19 protein-coding genes and 2 pseudogenes are annotated in these 21,575 nt (G+C 63.6%); 6 read left to right on the forward strand and 15 right to left on the reverse strand.

The genetic code is table 11. From position 1 onward, the window contains the following. The 7 genes from AWB78_RS18605 to AWB78_RS18630 form a co-directional block, all read right to left on the reverse strand. Positions 1-539: transposase (locus AWB78_RS18605; protein WP_198399248.1), on the reverse strand; the 539-nt coding region annotated here is incomplete at its 3' end. A gap of 36 nt (positions 540-575) precedes the next feature. Further along, a complete protein-coding gene (locus tag AWB78_RS46570) occupies positions 576-731 on the reverse strand; it encodes a hypothetical protein (protein WP_157697548.1) in 156 nt (51 codons plus the stop codon). Positions 732-937: 206 nt separating this feature from the next. After that, positions 938-2,320 (reverse strand): sigma-54-dependent transcriptional regulator, encoded by a 1,383-nt coding sequence (locus AWB78_RS18610; RefSeq protein ID WP_062606873.1) that lies wholly within the window; start codon positions 2,318-2,320, stop codon positions 938-940. Continuing rightward, positions 2,289-4,175: a sensor histidine kinase gene (locus AWB78_RS18615; RefSeq protein ID WP_062606875.1), complete on the reverse strand. Its 1,887-nt coding sequence runs from the start codon at positions 4,173-4,175 to the stop codon at positions 2,289-2,291. The genes AWB78_RS18610 and AWB78_RS18615 overlap by 32 nt, the downstream gene beginning before the upstream one ends. Before the next feature lie 6 nt (positions 4,176-4,181). Then, positions 4,182-5,540 carry a 2-hydroxycarboxylate transporter family protein gene (locus AWB78_RS18620; protein ID WP_062606877.1) on the reverse strand — a complete coding sequence of 453 codons (1,359 nt, stop codon included), beginning with the start codon at positions 5,538-5,540 and terminating at the stop codon, positions 4,182-4,184. A gap of 432 nt (positions 5,541-5,972) precedes the next feature. Further along, complete coding sequence (locus AWB78_RS18625) at positions 5,973-7,007, reverse strand: SGNH/GDSL hydrolase family protein (protein ID WP_062606878.1); 1,035 nt, start codon at positions 7,005-7,007, stop codon at positions 5,973-5,975. A 141-nt stretch (positions 7,008-7,148) separates the two neighbouring features. Further along, positions 7,149-7,457: a DUF4148 domain-containing protein gene (locus tag AWB78_RS18630; RefSeq protein ID WP_062606880.1), complete on the reverse strand. Its 309-nt coding sequence runs from the start codon at positions 7,455-7,457 to the stop codon at positions 7,149-7,151. Between the two features lie 144 nt (positions 7,458-7,601). Here AWB78_RS18630 and AWB78_RS18635 point away from each other — a divergent pair, with 144 nt between their 5' ends. Both AWB78_RS18635 and AWB78_RS18640 read left to right on the forward strand, forming a co-directional pair. After that, positions 7,602-8,885, forward strand: coding sequence for a glycosyltransferase family 87 protein (locus AWB78_RS18635; RefSeq protein ID WP_062606882.1), 1,284 nt, complete (start codon positions 7,602-7,604; stop codon positions 8,883-8,885). Positions 8,886-9,000: 115 nt separating this feature from the next. Then, complete coding sequence (locus AWB78_RS18640; RefSeq protein ID WP_062607105.1) at positions 9,001-9,447, forward strand: SRPBCC family protein; 447 nt, start codon at positions 9,001-9,003, stop codon at positions 9,445-9,447. 63 nt (positions 9,448-9,510) lie between these two features. Here AWB78_RS18640 and AWB78_RS18645 read toward each other — a convergent pair. Both AWB78_RS18645 and AWB78_RS18650 read right to left on the reverse strand, forming a co-directional pair. Then, positions 9,511-9,960, reverse strand: a pseudogene (locus tag AWB78_RS18645) (MDR/zinc-dependent alcohol dehydrogenase-like family protein); the annotation flags it as partial. A gap of 134 nt (positions 9,961-10,094) precedes the next feature. After that, on the reverse strand, positions 10,095-11,264 hold the full coding sequence (locus AWB78_RS18650; protein WP_232477748.1) for a M24 family metallopeptidase: 1,170 nt from the start codon (positions 11,262-11,264) through the stop codon (positions 10,095-10,097). A 252-nt stretch (positions 11,265-11,516) separates the two neighbouring features. On the opposite strand from AWB78_RS18650, the pseudogene AWB78_RS18655 reads away from it, so the two are divergent. Further along, a pseudogene (locus AWB78_RS18655) lies at positions 11,517-11,804 on the forward strand (SRPBCC family protein); the annotation flags it as partial. A 64-nt stretch (positions 11,805-11,868) separates the two neighbouring features. On the opposite strand, the gene AWB78_RS18660 reads toward AWB78_RS18655, so the two are convergent. Continuing rightward, positions 11,869-13,698, reverse strand: coding sequence for a serine aminopeptidase domain-containing protein (locus tag AWB78_RS18660; protein ID WP_062606888.1), 1,830 nt, complete (start codon positions 13,696-13,698; stop codon positions 11,869-11,871). Between the two features lie 599 nt (positions 13,699-14,297). Between AWB78_RS18660 and AWB78_RS18665 the strand changes: the two genes are divergently transcribed. Beyond that, positions 14,298-14,741, forward strand: coding sequence for a cupin domain-containing protein (locus AWB78_RS18665; RefSeq protein ID WP_062606890.1), 444 nt, complete (start codon positions 14,298-14,300; stop codon positions 14,739-14,741). A gap of 140 nt (positions 14,742-14,881) precedes the next feature. Here the strand turns inward: AWB78_RS18665 and AWB78_RS18670 are convergent, their stop codons facing one another. The 3 genes from AWB78_RS18670 to AWB78_RS18680 all read right to left on the reverse strand — a co-directional run bounded on the left by AWB78_RS18670 (position 14,882) and on the right by AWB78_RS18680 (position 17,142). Beyond that, positions 14,882-15,697 carry a glycine betaine ABC transporter substrate-binding protein gene (locus AWB78_RS18670; protein WP_232477749.1) on the reverse strand — a complete coding sequence of 272 codons (816 nt, stop codon included), beginning with the start codon at positions 15,695-15,697 and terminating at the stop codon, positions 14,882-14,884. A gap of 181 nt (positions 15,698-15,878) precedes the next feature. Then, the gene (locus tag AWB78_RS18675; protein ID WP_062606894.1) at positions 15,879-16,496 is read right to left on the reverse strand and encodes a LysE family translocator; all 618 of its coding nucleotides are present in this window, start codon (positions 16,494-16,496) and stop codon (positions 15,879-15,881) included. 22 nt (positions 16,497-16,518) lie between these two features. Beyond that, positions 16,519-17,142: an FMN-binding negative transcriptional regulator gene (locus AWB78_RS18680; RefSeq protein ID WP_062606896.1), complete on the reverse strand. Its 624-nt coding sequence runs from the start codon at positions 17,140-17,142 to the stop codon at positions 16,519-16,521. 86 nt (positions 17,143-17,228) lie between these two features. Here AWB78_RS18680 and pdxR point away from each other — a divergent pair, with 86 nt between their 5' ends. Beyond that, on the forward strand, positions 17,229-18,719 hold the full coding sequence (gene pdxR, locus AWB78_RS18685) for a MocR-like pyridoxine biosynthesis transcription factor PdxR (RefSeq protein WP_062606898.1): 1,491 nt from the start codon (positions 17,229-17,231) through the stop codon (positions 18,717-18,719). A 28-nt stretch (positions 18,720-18,747) separates the two neighbouring features. Here pdxR and AWB78_RS18690 read toward each other — a convergent pair whose 3' ends face one another. Beyond that, entirely contained in the window at positions 18,748-20,667 is a 1,920-nt protein-coding gene (locus AWB78_RS18690) for an AAA family ATPase (RefSeq protein ID WP_062606902.1), read from the reverse strand. Between the two features lie 508 nt (positions 20,668-21,175). Between AWB78_RS18690 and AWB78_RS18695 the strand changes: the two genes are divergently transcribed. Continuing rightward, on the forward strand, positions 21,176-21,337 hold the full coding sequence (locus AWB78_RS18695; protein WP_008346326.1) for a DUF1328 family protein: 162 nt from the start codon (positions 21,176-21,178) through the stop codon (positions 21,335-21,337). A 53-nt stretch (positions 21,338-21,390) separates the two neighbouring features. Here AWB78_RS18695 and AWB78_RS18700 read toward each other — a convergent pair whose 3' ends face one another. Continuing rightward, positions 21,391-21,570, reverse strand: coding sequence for a hypothetical protein (locus AWB78_RS18700; protein WP_062607107.1), 180 nt, complete (start codon positions 21,568-21,570; stop codon positions 21,391-21,393). Positions 21,571-21,575: the final 5 nt, after the last annotated feature.

Below are 21,575 nucleotides of genomic sequence, written 5' to 3' on the forward strand. Positions count from 1 at the left end.
TTCGCCTTGGCCAGCAGCGCATCGATCTGTTCTTTGAGTTCCAGCTCGGCTTTCTTCATCCGCTCGTAACTCATCGCCTTATGACGCGACGCATTGGCCTTGATCTTCGTGCCGTCAACGGCAATCGTCCCGAGCTTGACCAGTCCGCATTCCTTCGCCAGCTTCACCACTTGCACAAACAGCTCCGACAGTTCCTTCAAGTGAAAGGCGCGAAAGTCGCAAAGCGTGCGATGCGCCGGATAGTTGCCCGCGGCGAGGACCCGGAACGCGATATCTTCATGCAGCTTCCTGGCCAGCTTGCGCGACGAAAACACCCCGGTCGCATAGCCGTAGACGAGCACCTTCACCATCATCGCCGGATGAAAGGGTTGATTGCGCGGGCCGCCGCCCGCATACCGCGCATGGAAGCTTGACAGGTCGAGCGAATCCACCGTGTCGCTGATGTAATAAGCCAGGTGCCCTTCCGGCAGCCAGTCTTGCAGCGCGTGGGGCAGCAACATCTGCTGCTGCGGCTCGTATGGGAGATAACTTGTTGGCATCTGCTAACAACGTCTTCTCCGCTCGGCCGGATGACATCAGATTTCTGCCGCGCACGCTCCTAGGTCGAACGGTGGCAGCGAGACGCTTTCGAATTCGCGCAATGCCGCGATGTCGAGGCGCAGCGGCCGCTCCACCTGCCCGCCGATGGTCAGAAGCGGTTCAGTCGAAACATTCGCCGTGGACTCGTCCATTTGCAGCCTCGCGCTCACTGTGCGATCGGATCAACCGATCCGAACTATACGCGAGGATATAACGGAACCACGGCGCGTGAAACGAGTCGCCGCAATATGGCGTTCATGTCGGGTCCGACATAACGCGCGCCTGCCGGGCGGCAACCGGCCCGCTCAGCCGAGCGCAATTGGCACGCTCGATGGCTTCACGGTGCTCGCCCGGAGCGTCACATGTCGTGTTCATCCGCCTGCGCATCCCGGCCTGGAATCCTCAACTGCCGCAGCTTGTGATACAGCGTTTTGCGCGGCATGCCCAGTTCCTCGCTCGCCGCGCCGACGTTGCCGTTGTGACGCCGCATCATCTCCTCGATCAGCACGCGCTCGATATACGCAAGCTGCTCGTTCAGCGAGCCGCCGCGCGGCCGGTCGCCGGACGGAATAAGCTCGTCGCCCGCGAGGCCTAGCACGAAGCGATCCGCCACGTTCTGCAACTCGCGCACATTGCCCGGCCATTGATGCGCCGTCAGTTCCGAGAACTGGGCGGCGGTGATAGTGGGTGCGTCCGTACCGAAGCGCTGCGCCGCGGCGAGCACGAAATGCTCGAACAGCAGCGGCACATCCTCGCGGCGTTCGCGCAGCGGCGGCAGGTCGATCAACGCGACATTGAGCCGATAGAGCAGGTCGGCGCGAAAGCGGCCCTCGTTCGCGAGTAATGCGAGGTCGCCCTTCGACGCCGCGACCACGCGACAATCCACCGCGACCGATTCGTTGGAACCGAGGCGTTCCACGCGGCGCTCCTGCAGCACGCGCAGCAGCTTGATCTGCAATGCGATCGGCATGGTTTCGATTTCATCGAGAAAGAGCGTGCCGCCGTCCGCCCACTCGATCTTCCCGATGCGATTCTTCGTCGCCCCGGTGAACGCGCCCGCCTCGTGCCCGAAGAGCTCGCTCTCGAAAAGCTGCTCGGGCAAGCCGCCGCAATTGAGCGCGACGAAGTGATGCTCGCGCCGCCTGCCATGGTCATGCAGCGCCCGCGCGATCAGTTCCTTGCCGGTGCCCGTCTCGCCCGTGATGAGCACGGAGACCGACGTATCCGCGAGCCGCAGAATCTTCTTTCGCACATCGGCGATGGCTGGTGACTTGCCCAGGATGAGCGCCTCGATGCCGCGCCAGTTGTGCAGGGCGGCGCGCAGGCCTTCGACCTCGAGCGTGAGCCGGCGCTTCTCGACCGCCCGCGCGACGCGTCCCGCGATATGCTCGGACGAGAACGGCTTCTCGATGAAATCGTAGGCGCCCACGCGCATCGCGCCGACGGCCGTCGATATGTCGGCATGGCCGCTGATGAGGACCACGGGAATCTGCGCATCGATGGCGAGCACGCGTTCGAGCAGTTGCATGCCGTCCATGCCCGGCATGCGCAGGTCCGAGACGAACACCACCGGCGCGCCGGGCACGGCCGCGGCGAGCGCGCTTGCCGCCGATGCGTGCGATTCCACCGCGAAGCCCGCAAGCGCGACCGCCTGCTCGACGCCGAGGCGCACGTCCTCGTCGTCCTCGACGATCACCACGCGGATCTCGTCACGGGCCTGCTGGTTCGACTTCTTGTTCACTGTCCGTTCTCCCGCCGTTTGCCGCTACGAATTCGATCGTGAATTGTGCGCCCCCGCCTTCGGGATTGACAGCCGATATCCTCGCGCCGAATCCCTCGACGATGCGCGAGGTGATCGCCAGTCCGAGGCCGAGTCCGTGCCCGCGCGGCTTGGTCGTCACGAATGGCTCGAAGAGATGCGCGAGCACTTGCGGATCGATGCCCGGACCGTTATCGGCGATGAAGAACAGCACGCGGGACGGATCGTCGGACCGGTCGGCGCCGATGCGGATGCGGCGCTCGTCGCGTCCGGCGAGCGCATCGAGCGAATTGCCGAGCAGGTTGACGATTACCTGTTGCAGCCGTCCCGGCTCGGCTTCCACGACCGCGTCCGGCGGAATGGCGACATCGACATGCACGCCTTCGTCGCGGATGCGCGCCTCGTGGATGAGCCGCGCGTGCGCGACCGCGTCCGCGAGCGCGACGGGCACCGTGCGTCCGTCGGGCTTCCTCGCGAACGCCTTCAGCTCGGCGGTGAGATTCGCCATGCCGTCGACGAGCTTGCCGACTCTCGCCAGATTGGCGATGGCCTGCGCGGGCTGGTCGCGCTCGAAGAACGTGCGCGCGTTGTCGCACAGCGTGCGGATGGCGACGAGCGGTTGATTGATCTCGTGCGTGAGGCCGGCCGCCATCTGCCCGAGCACGGCGAGCTTGCCGGCGTGCACGAGCTCCTGTTGCGAATCGCGCAGCTTTTGCTCCGTCAGCACGCGCTCGTCGATCTCCTGCTGCATGCGCTCGTTGGCGAGCACGAGCGCGGCCGTGCGCTGCTGCACGGTCGCTTCGAGACGCTCGTTCGCGCGTTGGAGCGCGTCCTGCGCCGCGAGCCGCTCCGCGATCACGCGGCGCTTCTGCATGGCGTAGAGCGCGTACAGGACCGCGATCAGGAACGCGCCCGTCACGAACGCGAACGCGAGTTGCTGCTGACGCCGCGCCGCCGAAAGATCGAGGGCCACCATGATCGCGTCGCCTGCTTGCGGCGCGCTGCGCGACATCACGAGATAGCGCCGCTCGCGCCCCGGATGCGACCAGTCGGGCAGGCGCGCGAACCACGCGCCGTTGCGCCAGTCGTCGAGTCTCGCGTAGCCGAGGTTCTCGACCTTGTGGCCCGCATACTGACGCGATGCCTGGATCTGCTGCTGCTTCTGCGCGGCGATGGGCGCAAGCGCGGTGAACTTCCACGCGGGCACGGTCGAGATCACGACGACGCCGTTGCCATCGACGACCATTGCGGCTTCGTTCGGCACGCGCCACGCGGATTCGAGCGGATCGACGCTGATCTTGACGGCCGTCGCGCCGAGCACCTTTTGCGCGCCGCGCACCGCGCTCGCGAAGTACAGGCCCGGCTGGCCCGTGTTCGTGCCGATGCCGAAAAAGCGGCCGCTGCCGCTCGAAAGGGAATCGGCGAAGTACGGACGGTACGCGACGTTCGTGCCGACGAAGCTCACCGGCTGATTCCAGTTGCTTGCCGCGATGACGTCGCCATTCAGATCGATGACGTCGACAGCGACGCTGCCCGCGTCACCGTTGACCGCTTCCAGATACTCGTTGACGCCGGGAAGCAGGGCGCGCCGCGCGTCGGGCGGCGCTTCGAGCAGCGCCTTGATGCTGTCCTGACGCGCTGCGATCGCGGGCAGGATTTCATAGCGGCCCAGTTCGCTCCTGAGGCTCGCGGCGTACAGATCCAGCCGGTGCGCGCCCGCTTCGGTCAGTGCGTCCAGCCCGCGATGCCACGCCACTTCGACCGCGGCCGCCGCCACGGCGACATAGAGCGCCACGCCTGCCAACACCGCCCACAGCGGGACGCCCAGCATCGTCATCGTCTGTCATCCGAAGTGCGCCAGCACCAGCAAGGTGAGCGTGACCACGATCGCACCGCCGATGCGCGTCGCGATCTGCGCGAACGGCATCAGCGTCATGCGGTTCGCGGCGGTCAGGATCGCCACGTCGCCCGTGCCGCCCTGGCCGCTGTGGCACGCGTTCACGATCGCGGTGTCGATAGGGTACATCTTCAGCAGGCGTCCCACCACGAAGCCCGTGCCCATCAGGGTGGCCACCGTCACGACGATCGTCACGATGTTCGCCACCGTGAACGCCGCCATCAGCTTGTCCCACGGCGTCATCGCCACGCCGATCGCGAACAGCAGCGGATACGTCACCGCCGTCGAGAAGAACTTGTACACGACGAACGCGCCTTCCTGAAGCTGCGGCGACACCGCGCGCGCGAGCTTCACCAGCACCGCGAGAAACAGCATCGCGACCGGCGCCGGCAGGCCGAAGAGGTTCCGGCACATCAGGCCGAGCAGATACAGCGTGATCGCCGTGATGCCGGCCGCCGCGATATGCGTCACGTCGATATGCCCGCGAATCTCTTCCTGCACCGGGTCCATCTCGTCCTGCTCGCCGACTTGCAGGCGGCCCTGGCCCGTCAGATGCGGATAGCGGCGGCCCACCAGGTCGAGCACGCCCGACAGCAGGATCGCCGTGAGGCTGCCGAGCATGACCGGCGGCAACACCTGTGCGAAGAGTTCGCCCTGCGGCAAATGCATGATCTCCGAGTAGCCGATCGACAGCGGAATCGCGCCTTCGCCTACGCCGCCCGCCATGATCGGCACGACGATATAGAGCAGCGTATGACGCGCGCCGAGCCCGAACGCCATGCCGACCAGCGTGCCGACGATCGCCGCCGCGACTGAGCCGACCGCGAGCGGGATGAAGATCTTGATGAAGCCCTGGATCAGCACGCGCCGGTCCATGCTCAGGATGCTGCCGACGATGATCGACGCGATGAACAGATACAGGAAGTTGGTCTGCTTCGTGAACTCCGTCGTGAGATGCAGGATCGGCTTCGGCAGCAGATGGTAGTAGGTGAGCGCGGACGGAATGAAGGTCGCGAAGATCGCCGCCGCGCCGATGTTGCGCACGAGCGGCATGCGCTTGCCGATTTCCGCGCACGTGAAGCCGAAGAAGGCGAGCACGGCGATCGCCATCGAGATTTCTCCCGGCACCTTGCCCGTCACCGCGAAGCCGCTGATCAGAACGAGCAGCAGCACGTACACCGGCAGCGGAATGATGCCGATGCGGGTTTCCATCAGCTTCCACCAGCCCTCGGGCCAGAAACGCTCCTTCGGGATCGATGCCTGTTGCGCATCGTCATGCTGCGCGGTATGGGATGTGATGTGCACGAATGTCTCCTTGCTTCGGCGGGCGTGGTCGCCGGAATGGCGGCGACAGCCTCCCGCGCGGCGCCTTCGAAGGCGCGCGATGGTGATCGGGAAAAACAGGTCAGGGAAAAGCGGGGCCGGCTATCGGAATGCCGGTGGTCGGTTGGGCAAGGGCAGGGTCAAGGTGTCGTCTCCGTACGTGGCTGGCTCTGTGCCGGCTGGCTGGCCTCGAACCGCGAAACGCTTTCGCGGCGGGTCTATGCGCAATAACAAGGCAAGGCCCATGCCAAGCGAGACGTGCGCGCTAATATGCGTAAGTCTTTGATTTAGAGGGAAATTGTTTGGGACCGGACACAGGCCCGATCCGCGCCGTTCTGAAATCTCAGAATTCGTCGATTTGGATGGCCGAGCGCTCAGCCTGTCGCGCGATGCGCGCGACGGCAGAAGCGAAGATCAGCGACCAAGCCCGCTTGCCGCGATCTGCTGCTCCACGTATTGCGCGAAAAGCGCGTGCATGCGTGTCGTCGGGTGCAGTTCGTCGGCGAACATATAGGTCTGGTCGGCGTTCTGCGAAACGTAGGTGGGCGGCGAGCAGAGCAGGGCCGTGTCGCGCGGCGTCTTTTGCGGGTCGCAGGCCTGCGCCGTATTGGACACGGTGAACCCATTGGCCCGGAAGTTCCCGATGGTCTGCGTCGTCCACGTGTAGGAGTCGATCAGGATGACCTTGCCTTGCACGCCGTTGGCCTGCAACGCGGAAGTCAGGGTCGCATTGAAGAGCTGCGATAGCTGGGTGAAGTTCGCACCGCCGTCGGACGATTTGATGCCATCGGGTGCGAGTCCGATATTCGGCACGTTGACCAAAACGACGTGCGTGGCCCCGTGCTGCACGATCTGGCCGACGAGTTGCGCGAGCGTCGTGGCCGCATTCTGGACCGTCGTGTTGGCGGCGGGCGGGCTGCCTGCGCGCCGCACGTCGTTCGAGCCGGCCCAGACGAGCACCAGCTGGCCTGAATTGAAACTGCCGTGCGCGGACAGATAGCTCGAAATCTGCACGTTGACCGGCATCTCGACGTCGCCGATCACATCGGTCAGAAATTGCGCCTGATCGGCCGGCGTGGCGACGGTGGAACCGCCCTGCGCATAGCCCAATCCGCTCTGCGGCTTCAACTCGTGCCCGAGGTCGATGGTGTAAGCCGCCGTGAGCGTGTCGCCGTAATACTGCGCGACGTCCTGCGTCCATACCTGGCCGGGATTCGTCGTGAAGCGCCCGCCGCCGACCGTGTTCGCGACTGGCGCATAGGTGCCGACGTCCGACAGGCTATCCCCGAACGACACGACCTGCAGATGGATGCCGCCCGCCGGCGTGGACGCGCTGCTCCCGCCCGCGTTTCCGCCCGAGTCGCTTCCGCCGCCGCACGCGGTAAGCAGTGCAATCAGCGAGGCAGAAATTGCGCGGCGGATGCCGGATGTGATCCCGATATGGCGCATGGCTCCTCCGTTCCATCGCTTGCCAGGACGGCTTCGTGCCTGGCGAAGGTCGTTCGCCAGGCGAGGATGAAGTCGCCACGTCGCCTATCGGTCAAGCAAGAAAGATGCGCTGATGCGCTCGCCGGTTCGCGATGGCCGGGCTCAACCCGGCCGCGCCTGCTGGCATTCCGCCTGATACCAGCGATCGACCTGACGCTGCGCCGCCTGCAGGTCGTCCGGATAGTACGGATCGTAAAACTTCGACGGATCGTAGCCCGCGGCCTTGAGCGCCGCGAGCTCGCTCAGATTGCGCTCGCGCGTGGGGGGTGCGTTGTTCCTGAGCGCGGTGAGATCGCGGCATTGCGTCGGGCTGAGATGCGTCGCGCCTTGCGGCACGCTGCCCGCCGCACAGCCGGCGAGAGAGAAGGCCGACGCACAGATCATCGGCCAGATCTTCGGCGAGTTCTTCATGTCGGGTCTTCCTCTCGGACATTTTGCGCGAGCCGCTTCGACGACGAGCATTCTTGCATGACCGTGGTGTCGCCGCTTATCCGGAACGCAAATGAAGCGGGTTGGCTAAAGTCTGGCGATCACCCGGCCGATATACGGCGAACCATGCTCGAAAATTCATCCAAAGTGTCGACCTCCACGGTGCACTGGTTCAACAAGGCGCGTTTGCGTGCGTATTGCGGGACGATCCTGCTGGCGTCGCTGATCTACGGACTGCGCTGCGCCTGGCATAGCTGGACGCTGTATGGCCAGCCGAACGGGATGGACTTCACGACGTTCTGGGCGGCGTCGCGCCTATGGCTCGACGGCACGCCGCTCGAAGCCTACTCGTTCCCGGCGCTGGTCCATGCCGCGCGGCACATCTCACCGAACCTGCCGGCGCCCGGCCCGTTCTTCTACCCGCCGAACTTCCTTCTGCTGCTGCGGCCGTTCGCGCTGTTGCCCGCGCCGGTCGCCTACGTGATCTTCGCTGTCTCCACGGCCGCCGTTTTCGTCGTGCTGTTGCGCAAGGTATTGCCGATGCGCGGCGCCTTGCTGCCCATTCTCGCGTTTCCGGGTATCTGGCTGACCATGACGCAAGGGCAGAATTCGTGCATCACCGCCGCGCTCGCGCTCGGCGCCCTGCTGCTGTTGAACAGGCGGCCGATTCTCGCCGGTATATGCATCGGCATGTTGTCGATCAAGCCGCATCTGGCGATCCTGTTTCCGCTCGTGCTCGCATGCGCGGGAATGTGGACCGCCTTCATCGCCGCCGGCGTCACCGCGCTGCTGCTGACGGGAATATCGATCGCCGTCTTCGGCCTGGCCGTGATTCCGGTATTCCTGCATGGCGTGAGCCTCGCCAACAGCGCCATCGCGATCGGCGCGCTGCCGTGGTGGCAGACGGCGAGCCTGTTCGCGACCCTGCGCGTCATTCATGTGCCGATCGCGCCCGCCTACGTGGCGCAGGCGTGCCAGGCGATCGTCGCCGCGGGCGCGGTTCTCTGGGTATGGCGGCAGTCGGACGATCTGGCCGTGCGCGCGACGGCGCTCGTCGCCGGAACCTGCATGATCAGTCCGTATCTCTTCAACTACGATGCCACGTGGCTCGGCGTGCCCATTGCGCTGCTCGCCGCGAAAGCGCTGCGGGACGGATGGCTGCCCTGGGAACGCGAAATCCTGGGCGTGGCGTGGCTGTATCCGGGATTGGGCGATCTGTGCGGGCTGTTTCTGAATGCGGGGATCGGCCCGGTCGTGTTCGCTTCGCTGTTGTTCGTGGCGGTGCGTCGCGCACGGATGGAAAAGCAGCGTGGCCGTGACAGTTCAGCGGATTCTTCCGGCGACGGGGCGGGCGTGCGTCTGCCGGATGCCGCGCGCCCATCCGGAAAAATCGAGCCGAGCGCCGCGTGAATCGACCGATCGACACAACCTCGGGGTTTTCCATGACCCGCCCGGTTGTCGATTCCGGCTTCGATGTATCGTCGTGGAAGTGTGTCCAATTCATCCCGTGAAAGGTGAGCACACCATGACTACCGGCACCGTCCGTCTCCACCGCGTCTTGCGCGCAACGCCCGAACGCGTCTACCGCGCCTTCCTCGAACCCGATGCCATCGTGAAGTGGCTTGCGCCCTACGGCTGCACCTGCCAGGTCCATCAGCTGGACGCACGCACGGGCGGCACGCACAGGATGTCCTTTCGCAATTTCGGCACCGGCAACGGCCATTCGTTCGGCGGCGAGTACATCGAACTGGTGCCGTACGAGAAGATCCGCTATACGGACCGCTTCGACGATCCGAACCTGCCCGGCGAGATGCATATCACGGTTTCATTGCGACAGGTGTCGTGTGGCACCGAGCTCAGCATCGTGCAGGAAGGCGTGCCCGAGGCGATTCCCGTCGAATTGTGCTATCTCGGCTGGCAGGAGGCGCTGGTTCAACTGGAAAGACTGGTCGAACCCGAGATTCCCGACTGACGACACGCCTGCAAGCCGCGCCGGGTTGGGCGCGCGATGATCGCGAGCCCAACCGCCGGGCACTCACGCAGCGGCCTTCAGACTGCCGTGCGGATCGATGACGAATTTCTTCGGCACGCCGGAATCGAATTCGGCGTAACCGCCGGGCGCCTGATCAAGCTCGATGACCGTCACGTTGACGACCTCGGCGATATTCAACCGGTCCCAGAGAATCGCCTGCATCAGATTGCGGTTGTACTTCATCACCGGCGTCTGGCCGGTGAAGAAGGAATGTGACTACGCCCAGCCGAGCCCGAAGCGCACCGAAAGACTGCCGTGCTTCGCGGCGGTATCGGTGGCGCCGGGGTCATCGGTCACATAGAGGCCCGGAATGCCGATCTTCCCGGCGGCGCGCGTGATTTCCATCAGCGAGTTCAGCACCGTGGCCGGCGCTTCGACCTGAGAGCCCGAGTGACCGTGTCCGCGCGCTTCGAAGCCGACGCAGTCGATCGCGCAATCGACTTCCGGTTCGCCGGATCGACCAGTTCGGGAAACGCGATGCTCCGCACTTCAACTTTCCCCGGCCCCACATAAACGACTCCACGATTTCCTGACATGACGTCTCCTGATGTGATGGGGTTATCGACAACGCGCTTTTGCGACGCAAGTCACAGCCAGTCGGTCTCGAAGCTGCATGTCGTGAGCGGAACGCAGCCGTGCTCCGTGAGCACGACCTGCTGCTCGAGCTTGACGCCCTCGTTGCCGCCATCCGCGCCGATATAGCTTTCGACGCACACGGTCATGCCGACTTCGAAGCGGCCGTCGTAGCCCGCGCTGTCCCAGTCGACGCTATGCGCGATCGACGGATACTCGTCCACCATGCCGATGCCGTGTGCAAGGCAGCAGTAGCGGTTCTTGACGAACGGCTCCGGAATCTTCCATGCCTTTTCCGAGAACTCCCTAAAGGTCATGCCGGGCCGCAGAAGATCCATGTTGAAGTGGACCTGCGCATAGGCGTACTCGTACAACTTGCGCTGCTCATCCGATGGACGGCCGTCGCCGACGAGCCACGTGCGCGAGATATCGGAGCAGTAGCCGTTCGGCCCCACCATGTCCGTGTCGAACGCGAGCAGGTCGCCATCCTGCAGGACACGCGAAGAACACTCGTGCATCCAGGGATTGGTGCGGTCGCCCGATGCGAGCAGCCGGGTCTCGATCCACTCGCCGCCGTGCCGGATATTCTCGAAATGCAGATGGGCCCAGATATCGTTCTCGGTCAGCCCCGCGCGCAGTTCGCGCCGCATGCGCTCGATGCCCTTCTCGGCGGTGCGCAAGGATTCGCCGATCAAAACCAGCTCGCCGGACGACTTGATGAGCCGGGCCGTCTCCATCAACGCCTGGCCGTCGAGCAGCGTGATGCCGTGCTTTTCCAGATAAGCGGCGCCGAACGGGTCCAGCCGATCGACGGCCAGCACGCGGTCGCCGGGCGCATGCTGGCGGAACACGTCGACGATCTCGGCGCCCCAGGTCTCGGCACGGCGCTCGGCTTCATGGCCCGCATTGAAGAAGGTCCAGCTGATGGCGCCGCGCAGTTCGACATCGAGGTTGAGCCCGTCCCACACATGCTCGCTGCTGTGAAATTCCCACGCGACGATGCGGCCATCGGCGAAAACCATCACATAGCGCGCGGGATTGCGGCCCGCCCAGACCTGCATGTTCGACGTGTCGGTCGCGTATCGGATGTTCACCGGGTCATACAGAAGAATCGCCGGGACCTTGTGCTTGAGGAGTTGCTCCTGCACCCGTGCAAGCCGATACGATCTCACGTCCCGCAACATCACTTCTCTGCCGCCGGGTTCGACTGCGCTGCCTGCGTCAACGGCTGGTTCGCCTGCCATACTCGTGCTCCTGGAAATAGTTTTAATGTGCGATTGCAGGGCGTGAATGCTGCCTCTCAGGTTCGGCTGCCTTCGCTGTGCGACGAGTATTCGTTCGCGATAAAGCACCGTCAATGCGCTTTATTTTCCGGGCCGCATTACTTTAGGTTATGCATCAGAGGCGGAGCCAGTCGGAGAGGCGCGAACCGAAAAAACCACGCCATGATCACCTACATCGTTCCGCTCACGCCGGAAAAGACTTTGGTGCGCACGAAGTGGCTCGTGCATGCCGACGCGGTTGAAGGCGTGGATTACGACATCACGAAGTTGACCGAGGTATGGGTCGCGACGAACGCGCAGGATGCGAGTCTCGTCGCGATCGATCACCGTGGCGCGCAGGACCCCGGCTATGTGCCCGGACCGTACTCGCCTTTCACGGAAACGTATGTCGATCGGTTCGTCGACTGGTACGCGTCACGCCACATGGCGCACGGCATCTGACGCTTCGGCCCCATACGCGAACGGGCCCATGACGGGCCCGTTTTTCCTGATACGCGATGCAGGATCACAACTGCTGTGAAACACCCAGAGGCGGAGCGACGGTGTCGATGACCGGCGTGCTCTCGGGATGCAGTTCGCGGATGAACGCCTCGGACAGCGCGATCACTCTCGCGAATGCGCGCGGATCGTAGAGCGCGTGATCGACATCCTTGCACACCGCGGTCTTCACGCGCGGGGCACGCGACAGCTTCTTGCCGTGCCTGCCGAAGTGTGCATTGAGCTGATCGAGACCATCGTCGCCCGCGCCGTACAGCAGCAGCGTTTGCACGCCTTTGCGTTCGAGCGTCTGAATGACGCCGTGCGGATGCGTGATCGACGCTTCGCCGGTGCCGCCAACCGCTTTCTTGCGATTCACGCCGAGCAACTGCGATTGCAGGCGCGCCGCGGCATTCGATGCGAAAGCCTTGGCGATCGGCCTGAGCCCGCGCTTGCCGCTCAGAACCAGCCACCACTTCGAAGGCTTCAGAATGGCCGGACCGAGACGCGCCATCGAATTGCGCTTTTCGTTCCTGAGCTCTTGCAGCGTCATTCTTTCGGGAATGTAGAAGCGCTGAAGATTGACCGCGATGACAGCCGCGATCGACGGCTCGATGAGCGATGCGCGCAACGCGCTATACGCACCCGAGCAGATGCCGAACGTGAGGACCGTATCGTAGCCCTTGCGCTTGAGCCATGCAGCCGCGGTCGCCACGTCCTCGACGATGGACTGCGCGTGAATCGGCGCCGCCGTCTCCGGTGTTTCATCGGTCGAGCGCGGCGGGCTGTCACCGATGCCGCGCGCATCGATGCGCAAAGATGCGATCCCGCGTCGCGCCATCTCCCGCGCGATGCGAACGGACAGGCGGCTGTCGCCGTGATGCACGCTGCCCGCAGTATTGGTGATGACGATGGCCGGCCCGCCCACGAGCCTGTCGCGCGGCTCGCACAGGATGCCGAAGAGTCCCGCTGCACCGAATACCACCGGACGCTCGATCGCTTCCGGCATCTCGATGATCGCATCGCGGTTCGTGCCCGGCCGCGTCGGCTTTCTCGTGCGGACTTTCATCGGATCGACGGAGCTGCCTTCCATCATGCCCTGTGCGATCCATTGCGCCGTTCGCGTGAGGGTCTTCTCCGGCAGGATGGACGACGCGGTCTCCTGCATGAATTCGAAGTAGTCGTCGAAGCCCTCGGTGTGGACCTCGACGCCTCGATCGCGCAGCGGACCGTATAGCGCCTGACTGGCTCCGGGCAGCACATCGACGACGAATACGCGCTTCGGAATCGCGCTCTGACGGCTCATGGCCTTTGCGAGATCGAGCTCGCTCAACCGGCTGCGAAACGCATCGCTATAGATTTGCCCGAGCACGCTGACGGGCGAATCGATCTGCCCGGCCCGCACGGGCACGGGAAGATTCTCGACCCAGGCCTTGTGCAATGCCGTCAGCTCGCGAAGATAACGGCGGCCGTTCATCACGGGCGCAAGCAACGCCAGCGAATCCACCAGCGGATGATGCGACGCGAGCGCCGCCAGCGTCCCGCCGAGACGCAAACCGCATAACGTTACCTTCGTTACGCCCGTCTCGTTGCGCAGGCAATCAACAGCCGCACCGATATCCGCGACGAAGCCATCGAGCTGATCGCCTTCATGATCGAGGCCGACCGAATCGCCCGTGGCGAGATAATCGAAGCGCAAGACCGGAATATCCATGCGAGCCAGATCTTCGGCCAGATGACGCATGGCTTTATGACCCCACGACTCTTCATGTCCAAAAGGCTTGCATAGCACGACGCCGTGCTTTCCATGGCCGGCATGAAGCCAGCCGAAACGGCCTCCGAAAACAATCGGCGTCATGAGTTGCCTCCCCGCTCCAAATGACCGATGTACGCTTCTGCGGTCAAAGACGCGTGAGGGGCAACGTTCTTTCCCTCAGAGCCGCTATATGTATTTGTCTTTTCGCGCATGTTTTTTCGCGTTGTCTTGCACGTGTGCAGCGATTAAACCTCCTATCGATTTTCCCTTTCGGTGCGTTGTCCAACATTTTCAGAGGCGGTTGTCCAGCCGGGTAACAGTTACGCGATCGCACGCTTTTCAAGGCAAATTCTTCACGCGTAAAGACAGATCGCACGTTCGATGAGTCCCTGATCCTCAAAAGCAATGGGGTCGGCGAATCGAGAATGATTCCAGCAAAAGTTATGTCTGCTTTCCCTCATAGCGCTTAAGTATTTGCTCCTGAACTGCAAGACAATTCGCTAACATTACATTTGTAAGGAACGATTTCGCCATGGACGTGTCTTGTCAATGACACAACCAGACGAGCGAGTAGCGCGAATGAACGCGCGGCACAAGGCAACCGAGTCCGTTCCAGACGGAGCCAAATCAACGGATAAAACGAATGGGCATATTGCTTAATCGTTTTATGACCGATCATCAGCAACGTTGAGGGAACCTACATGACATCTTCCGTTTTCGAGTCTGTCCGGCTAGACGAAGTCCTGCTGGAGCCATCTCCGATCGATCCGTCATGGATCCTCGAAGGCAATCCGGTGGCGCGGTGCGGTCAGTGGTCGAAAAGTCCCGACACGACGACGACATCGTGGGTCTGGGATTGCACGGCCGGACGTTTCAACTGGTATTTCGAGGAGGACGAGACGATCTACGTGATCGAAGGCGAGGTCATCATCACGGCGGAAGGCCAGGAGCCGCGCACGCTGCGCGCCGGTCATGCCGCGCTCTTCTATGCGGGCACGCGCTCCGAATGGCACGTTCCGCACTATGTGCGCAAGCACGCGATCCTGCGTCCGCACATCTCGAAACCGGTGCTGTTCGCGCTCAAGGTGAGCCGCAAACTCGGCCGCAAGCCGGCGGGTTATCTTGCGCGCACGTCGTCGCTCTGAAACAACGGGATATTCGTCTCTCTACAGGGACCGCGTTCAGGCGCGCACCGGTTTGAAAGCGAAGTCGGCGAAAAAATGATCGCCGGCTTCGCGAAGAAAGGCCGGAAGCGGGTCCGGCAATCCGTGCGCGCTTTCAATGCTTATTGCTGCAACCACGCCTGGACTTTTTCCGGATGTGCGTCGACGAACTTCTTCGCTGCGGCATTCCAGTCGTTCGTCGTGTTTCCGTCGAGTTCGATCGCTTCGACGTCGGCCAGCGTCAACTTGAAGTGGCGAACGAAGACGTCGGCACGCGGGAATTTGGCTGCGAATTTCTTCGACGCGAATCCGTGGATCTGTTCCTCACCGCCCAAGGTGCCCTTGGGATCTTTCAGATACCGCATCTTCCACCGCTGCCACAACCAATGCGGGCTCCATACGGTCGCCACGATCCAGGTCTTCGATTGATAGGCACGCGAAAGCGCGGCCAACATGCCGGCCTCGCTCGCCGCAATCAGGTTATAACCCGCAAGGTCATAGGCCTTGATGGTCTTCTCGGAGGCGACCATCTCGCCCGCGCCCGGATCGATACCTTGAATCTTGCTTTCCAGCTTGGTCTTGACATCGGGCTTGTTGAGATCGGCGAGTGAGGACAAGTCGCTTTCGGGCACGTAATCCGGAACCGCCCAGCCGATCTTCGCGCCGGAATAGATGACGCCCAGATCCTCCATCTCATTCTTGTAGCGGCTGTAGTAGGCTCCGTGCGTGACCGGAAGCCACGCTCCGAGCATGAGATCCAGGTCGCCCCGGGCGATGCCCTGATACTGAATGCCGATGTCCGTCGTCACCAGCGTGACCGGTTGCTGCAGCTTCGTTTCGAGAACGTATTTCGCGGTGTACACGACAGCTTGCGTATCGGCCCAGTTGGCCAGCGCGATCTTGATCGGCTCGGCGGCGGTGGCGCACATCGCGAACATGACTGTCGAGGCTGCAAGCGCGGCCTTCGTGACGAATCGTACGAGCGAGGTATTCTTCATATCGAGTTCCCTATGTCGTTTCGAGCGTCCAACAGGTGCACGCGATGCACCGAAGCCGTAGTATTCGGGCGCATAAAAGCGCCGTCAATGCCCTTTGCTCAGGTTTCGGCTCCGGTAGGTGTTATCCCGCGTGGGCTGCGCGCCGCGCCATCGCGAGGAAAGCACCCAGTCCCACCATGACGCCGCCTGAAATCCGGTTCAGCAGCCGGCCTTTCAGCACGCCGGATCGAAGCAGGCGAGCCGCGGCGAGCACCGCGATGACGTCGACGAGCGTGTTCAGCACGACGCAGACACTTCCCATCAACGCCAGTTGCGGCGCCAGCGCTTGCGCCGGGTCGGCGAACTGCGGCAGAAAAGCGAGAAAGAAGAGGGCCGTCTTCACGTTGAACGCTTCGACCATGATGCCCTCGCGCAGCGCACGGCGAACACCCTGCGATTCGATTCGCTGGGCGTCATGCGGCTGATCCGCGCGCAACAGCAAGCGTATTCCCAGATAGACGAGATACGCGGCCCCGATGTACTTGAGCATGCCGAAGAGCATCGCGGACTTCGCGATCAAAAGGGATAGCCCGAGCACCGCGGCGAGTACGTGGAGCAGTCCGCCGATCGCGGTGCCGATGCACGAAGCCAGCCCTTCGGACCGTCCTGCCGCAGCCGTGCGCGCGACGACGTAAGCGATGCCCGGCCCGGGCGTCATGGCAAGAACGATGGCGGCGATCAGAAACGCAACGAACGACATGTGAGGCTCCCTGTGTCCGAACTCACGCATCGGCGCGCATCGATTGCGCGAGTTCGTGATGTCCGCGCGACGCGAGCGCGTCGGCGGCGCCGTTGCGATCTCGCGCCTCCTTGTTCTGACTGAGTTTCGATTTGCCCACCAGCGATGTGACCGCGATCTCGATGCCCACGATCGAGCGCAGCATGCCATCGATGAATTCGGGCGGGGCGTCGCCCATCTTCCACGGCGCGGGCTCGTTCGCTTCATGCCGGCGCGTCAGTCGCGCGACCAAGCCGCGCACGAAGCGCTCGTCGTCGCGAATGGTGAGCGTGCCGTGCGCGTGCACGACTTCGTAATTCCACGTGGGCACTTGTCTGTGCGCCTCGTGTTTGCTCGGATACCAGTTCGGCGAGATGTACGCTTCCGCGCCGCGAAAGACGACCATCACGGGCGAGCCTGACGGACAGCGGCGCCACAGATCATTGGCGCGCGCCACGTGTGCGGTGAGCACGCCATGCGTGCCCTGGTCCGGATCGAACTCGAACGGGATGTGATCGGCGTCGAACCCCGCGCTGTCATGCGTGACGAGCATGCCCAGCGGATGCGCGCGGATGATCCGAAGCAATTCATCGGGACGTGTCTGTGCGAAGTGCGGAGGGATATACATCGTGGTCTCTCGAAAGCGAGTGCGAATGGTCCGTCACTGTCGCCTGAAACAGGCACAATGAGAAGATCCAGTTTTGATGACTTTCTATGGTCCAGTTTCGCAAGTCCAACGATGGCGCCGCCGGAACCGGGCGCCGCATCTACGATCTGCTGCGCGCGCAGATCGCCGATGGCACGCTGCCCGCCGGCGCCACCGTGCCATCGACGCGCGCCCTCGCGGCCGAGCTCGGCGTATCGCGGACCACGGTCACGTCGGCCTACGAGCAGCTCGCCGCGGAAGGATTCATCGTCACGTCGGCGGGCCGTGCCGCGCGCGTCGCGAGCCAGCCGGCGACACGCGCATCATCGGCGCGTTCGCCTCGCCGCGCCCGCAGCGCGCCGGTCTTGTCCGAGTACGGGCGTCGCGTGGAAAAGATTCGCGCGCCGACGCTGCCTTCCGCCGATCGACGCCGCATCGACTTCCTGTATGGCGCGCTCTCTGCGCGCGACTTCCCCACGCTGATCTGGCGACGCGCGTATCAGGCCGAACTGCTGCGCCAGCGGGGCGATCTCTACTATGTCGCGCCCGAAGGCGATGCGTCGTTGCGGCGCGCCCTTCAGACGTATCTGGGACGCGCGCGCGGTCTCGTCTGCGATGCGGAGCAGATCGTCGTGGTGAGCGGGACGCAGCAGGCCATCGATCTGTGCGCGCGCCTGTTGCTCGATCCCGGCGATGGCTTCGTCTTCGAGGACCCCGGCTATCTGATCGCGCGTCACTGCTTCGAGGCGTCGGGGGCGCGGCTCTTGCCCGCCACGGTCGATGAACATGGCATCGACACGAGCCGCCTTCCCGACGACGATCGCGCACGGCTCGCCTATGTCACGCCATCGCACCAGTTTCCGCTGGGCGGCGTCTTGCCCATCGGCCGGCGCTTCGAACTGCTGCAATGGGCGCAACGTCGGCGCGCGTGGATCATCGAGGACGATTACGACGGCGAGTTCCGTTATGGCCAGCGCCCGATCGACGCATTGCAGTCGATCGACGCCGGGGGCCGCGTGATCTATATCGGCACCTTTTCGAAGGCGTTGTCGCCGCATTTGCGGCTCGGCTATCTGGTGCTGCCACATGAACTCGTGCCGGTCTTCCGGCAGGCCAAGCGGCTCTGCGACCGGCACGCGCCCGTGCTCGAACAGCGTGTGCTGGCGTCGCTGATCGAAAGCGGCGCTTACGAGCGTCACGTGCGGCGCATGCGGCGCGAGTACGAGCGACGTCGAACGGCGCTGCTCGATGCCATCGCGCATCATTTGCCCGCCGGCTCTCACGTCACCGGATCGGCGGCGGGCTTGCATGTGCTGTTGTGGCTGCCCGCGTTGCGTGCGAAGGACGAGTCCGCTCTGGTGAGGACGGCCAGCGAGAGGGGTGTGGGAGTCTATCCGGTGTCGCCGCTGTTCGCGGGCGAAGCGGCTTCAGGGCGAAGCCGCGCGGCGGGTTTGATTCTGGGTTATGCGAGCCTGAGCGTCGAGCAGATAGGGCAGGGGATGCGCCTTCTCGCGGAGGTGATCGGGCAATTCAGCCCACGGTCGAGACGGGCCCGTTAGACGGGATTCCGCCCGACCGCATCGGTCCTTATGCCGCCAGCACGACTTTGGCGGCTTCCTCTTCCGCTTCCGCGATAACCGCCGCGTGCTCGCGAATGAGACGATAAACCGTCTCGCCCGGCACGGTCTCCGACTCCAGCAACTGATCGGCGATCGCGCGCAAGACCGGCTCGTTCGCCTGCAACAGCGCGAAGCATGCATCGCTCAGATCGTGCAGCAGCGCGTTCGCGTGCTCGATCGAGTTCTTCAACTGCAAGCCCGCGTATTGCTGCGGCAGCGCCGCGAGACTGAACAGGTTGCCGTCGGCGTTGAAGCCGAACTTCGACACCATGTCGAGGCTGATCCGCGATGCTTCCTGCAGATCCGATGCCGCGCCGCTCGATGCTTCGTCGAACATCAGGAGTTCGGCATTGCGTCCGCCGAGCAGAACCTGAATCTCGTTGCGCAGCTCCGTCTCGCGATACAGATGCTTGTCCTGCATCTTCGTGATGAGCGCGACACCGAGCGCGCCGCCGCGCGGCAGGATCGTGACCTCTTCGAGCACGCCCGTGCCGAGCAGCGCGGCGACGAGTCCGTGACCCGCTTCATGCACCGCGATGCGCGTGCGTTCGTCGTCGGAAAGGGCACGCTCCGCGCCGTTCACATCACCGATGCGCGCGATCTTGATCGCTTCCATGAAATGCGTTGCGCCGACTTCGCGATCGCCCGCCTTGCGCGCGACGAGGCCCGCCTGATTCACGATCATCGACAACGTGGCAGGCGACAGGCCCGTCGTCAGCCGCGCGAGCTGGTCGAAATCGATGTCGTCGGATTTCGTCTTCAGGTTGTCCGCGTAGAAGCGCAGGATTTCCGCGCGGTCTTCGACGCTCGGCAGGCGCACCTGCACCGTGCGATCGAAACGGCCGGGACGCCGCAGCGCTTCGTCGAGATTGTCCGGATGATTGGTCGCCGCGACGATGATCACGCCTTCGTTCGATGCGAAGCCGTCCATCTCCGCGAGCAGCTGATTGATGATGCGGTTGCTTTCCGCTTCGACCGGGCCGCCGCCCGTATCGGTGCGCTTGCCGAGGCCGTCCGCTTCGTCGATGAAGATCACGGTCGGCGCGTTCTTGCGCGCGAGCTCGAACAGATGCTTCACCTTCTGAATGCCGACGCCGTAGTACTTCGCGCTGAAGTAGCTGCCCGTGATCGCGATGAAGTTCGCGCCGCATTCCCCCGCGAGCGCCTGCGCGAGCCGCGTCTTGCCGACGCCCGGCCCGCCCGTCATCAGGATGCCGCACGGCGCGCGCACGCCCATGCCGGTAAATTGCGCAGGCTCGGTAAGAAACGCGCGCACATCGGTGAGCGCGGCTTTCGCTTCGCCCGCGCCGATGACGTCATCGAAACGCAGCGCCGGCGATGTGCTGAGCAATTGCGCGCCGCCGCGCATCTCGCGGCGCATGAACCACAGCAGACCGCCGATCATCAGCACCGGCAGCAGAAGACTCAGCACGTCGCGCGAACGATCGAACGTCTCGGTCCAGCGCGCCATCCCGACGCGCACGTTGGCGTCGGGCAGCCACACGAGCTGATAGGGCGCCGACGCGCCCGGCTTGAGATCGCCGAGCAGCAGCGCATTGGAGAAGGCGCCGTTATGGTCGGCGACATAGTACTTTTCGCCCTTCGACGTGGAGACGAGAATCGCGTCGGGGCTCACGCCGATCGTCGCGACGTTGCGCTCGCGAATGTCGGTCAGCATTTCCGATGCGTCTTTCTCGCGATGCGTCCACGCGGCCGCGTCATGGCGCATCTGGCTCGCAACGCCGGTCAGCGCGGCGGACCGCGACTGCGCGGCACGCTCATTGCTCCAGTGCAGAACGCCCACGCCCGTCACGAGCGCCGCAGCGATCACACCATACGCGATATATCGGCCAACGCGTGACCGCAGCGAATTCCTTACCGGTTTCATCAATTCTTTCCCATGGGGCCGCGAGGGCGGCGCCCTTCAATCTATCGTCGGATGAATGGCATCCGGACGTGTCTCTCGTGCCTCGGTGGTGGGATGCCCGCCGCGTATGTCTTGATGCTCAAGATGGCGAAGCGATCGACCTTGAACCGCAGATCGTCAACCATGCGAGCATGGCCCTTTTTAGGGGATTGCTCCGCTGGAATGGTGCCCGTATCGCATGACCATTCGATAACGCGGAACAGCGCGCGAACGAGCTTCACCGCGCCTTACAGTCACGTCCCTTTTTTATGATTAACGGCAGAGGACGAATCTTCTTGACGGCAGTGTAAAAGCGGATGATCCGCGCTCGCGGCGTGATTGCAGGTTTGATGGTGTACGCAGGACGAAGCAAGGATATCACGGCAGAATCCGATGCTCCATCCGGTAAGGAATACTGCTTGCTTATGCTAGGGAACTGTCCGCGCACATGGGGCGCGCGGCGGATCCGAAACCGGAGGGAGATACCATCATGTTGTATTACGCGTTGGTCTTTTTCATCATCGCGATCATCGCCGCGGCCCTCGGGTTCGGCGGCATCGCGGCAGGCGCGGCGGGCATCGCGAAGATTCTATTCTTCATATTCCTCGTCATATTCCTCGTGACGCTGGTCATGGGTCTCATGCGACGTTGACGGCCATCACGCGAAGGCGTCGTGCCGAGGCTGGTCGGCACGACGCCTTTTTTTCAACCGGCGATCCCGTCGCTCGCCTGATCGATCAATTTGAGCGAGCCCTCCGGATCGTTCATCTCACCGATTGCAAGCAATGCAAAGCGCGCGAGAAAGAGCGAAGCGTGCGCCTCGCCGAGTTGCGTCATCGTTTTGCACAGGCGCGTGTAGACGGCGTCGAGTTGTGCATCGGTCATGATCT

The organism is Caballeronia calidae (assembly GCF_900044055.2).
Classification (GTDB): Bacteria; Pseudomonadota; Gammaproteobacteria; order Burkholderiales; family Burkholderiaceae; genus Caballeronia; species Caballeronia calidae.

Coding starts and splice junctions, on each gene's coding strand:
- AWB78_RS46570 (WP_157697548.1), bottom strand. CDS start 731: ATGGACGAGTCCACGGCGAATGTTTCGACTGAACCGCTTCTGACCATC.
- AWB78_RS18615 (WP_062606875.1), bottom strand. CDS start 4,175: ATGACGATGCTGGGCGTCCCGCTGTGGGCGGTGTTGGCAGGCGTGGCG.
- AWB78_RS18625 (WP_062606878.1), bottom strand. CDS start 7,007: ATGCGCCATATCGGGATCACATCCGGCATCCGCCGCGCAATTTCTGCC.
- AWB78_RS18630 (WP_062606880.1), bottom strand. CDS start 7,457: ATGAAGAACTCGCCGAAGATCTGGCCGATGATCTGTGCGTCGGCCTTC.
- AWB78_RS18635 (WP_062606882.1), top strand. CDS start 7,602: ATGCTCGAAAATTCATCCAAAGTGTCGACCTCCACGGTGCACTGGTTC.
- AWB78_RS18640 (WP_062607105.1), top strand. CDS start 9,001: ATGACTACCGGCACCGTCCGTCTCCACCGCGTCTTGCGCGCAACGCCC.
- AWB78_RS18650 (WP_232477748.1), bottom strand. CDS start 11,264: ATGTTGCGGGACGTGAGATCGTATCGGCTTGCACGGGTGCAGGAGCAA.
- AWB78_RS18660 (WP_062606888.1), bottom strand. CDS start 13,698: ATGACGCCGATTGTTTTCGGAGGCCGTTTCGGCTGGCTTCATGCCGGC.
- AWB78_RS18665 (WP_062606890.1), top strand. CDS start 14,298: ATGACATCTTCCGTTTTCGAGTCTGTCCGGCTAGACGAAGTCCTGCTG.
- AWB78_RS18670 (WP_232477749.1), bottom strand. CDS start 15,697: ATGTTCGCGATGTGCGCCACCGCCGCCGAGCCGATCAAGATCGCGCTG.
- AWB78_RS18675 (WP_062606894.1), bottom strand. CDS start 16,496: ATGTCGTTCGTTGCGTTTCTGATCGCCGCCATCGTTCTTGCCATGACG.
- AWB78_RS18680 (WP_062606896.1), bottom strand. CDS start 17,142: ATGTATATCCCTCCGCACTTCGCACAGACACGTCCCGATGAATTGCTT.
- pdxR (WP_062606898.1), top strand. CDS start 17,229: ATGGTCCAGTTTCGCAAGTCCAACGATGGCGCCGCCGGAACCGGGCGC.
- AWB78_RS18690 (WP_062606902.1), bottom strand. CDS start 20,667: ATGAAACCGGTAAGGAATTCGCTGCGGTCACGCGTTGGCCGATATATC.
- AWB78_RS18695 (WP_008346326.1), top strand. CDS start 21,176: ATGTTGTATTACGCGTTGGTCTTTTTCATCATCGCGATCATCGCCGCG.
- AWB78_RS18700 (WP_062607107.1), bottom strand. CDS start 21,570: ATGACCGATGCACAACTCGACGCCGTCTACACGCGCCTGTGCAAAACG.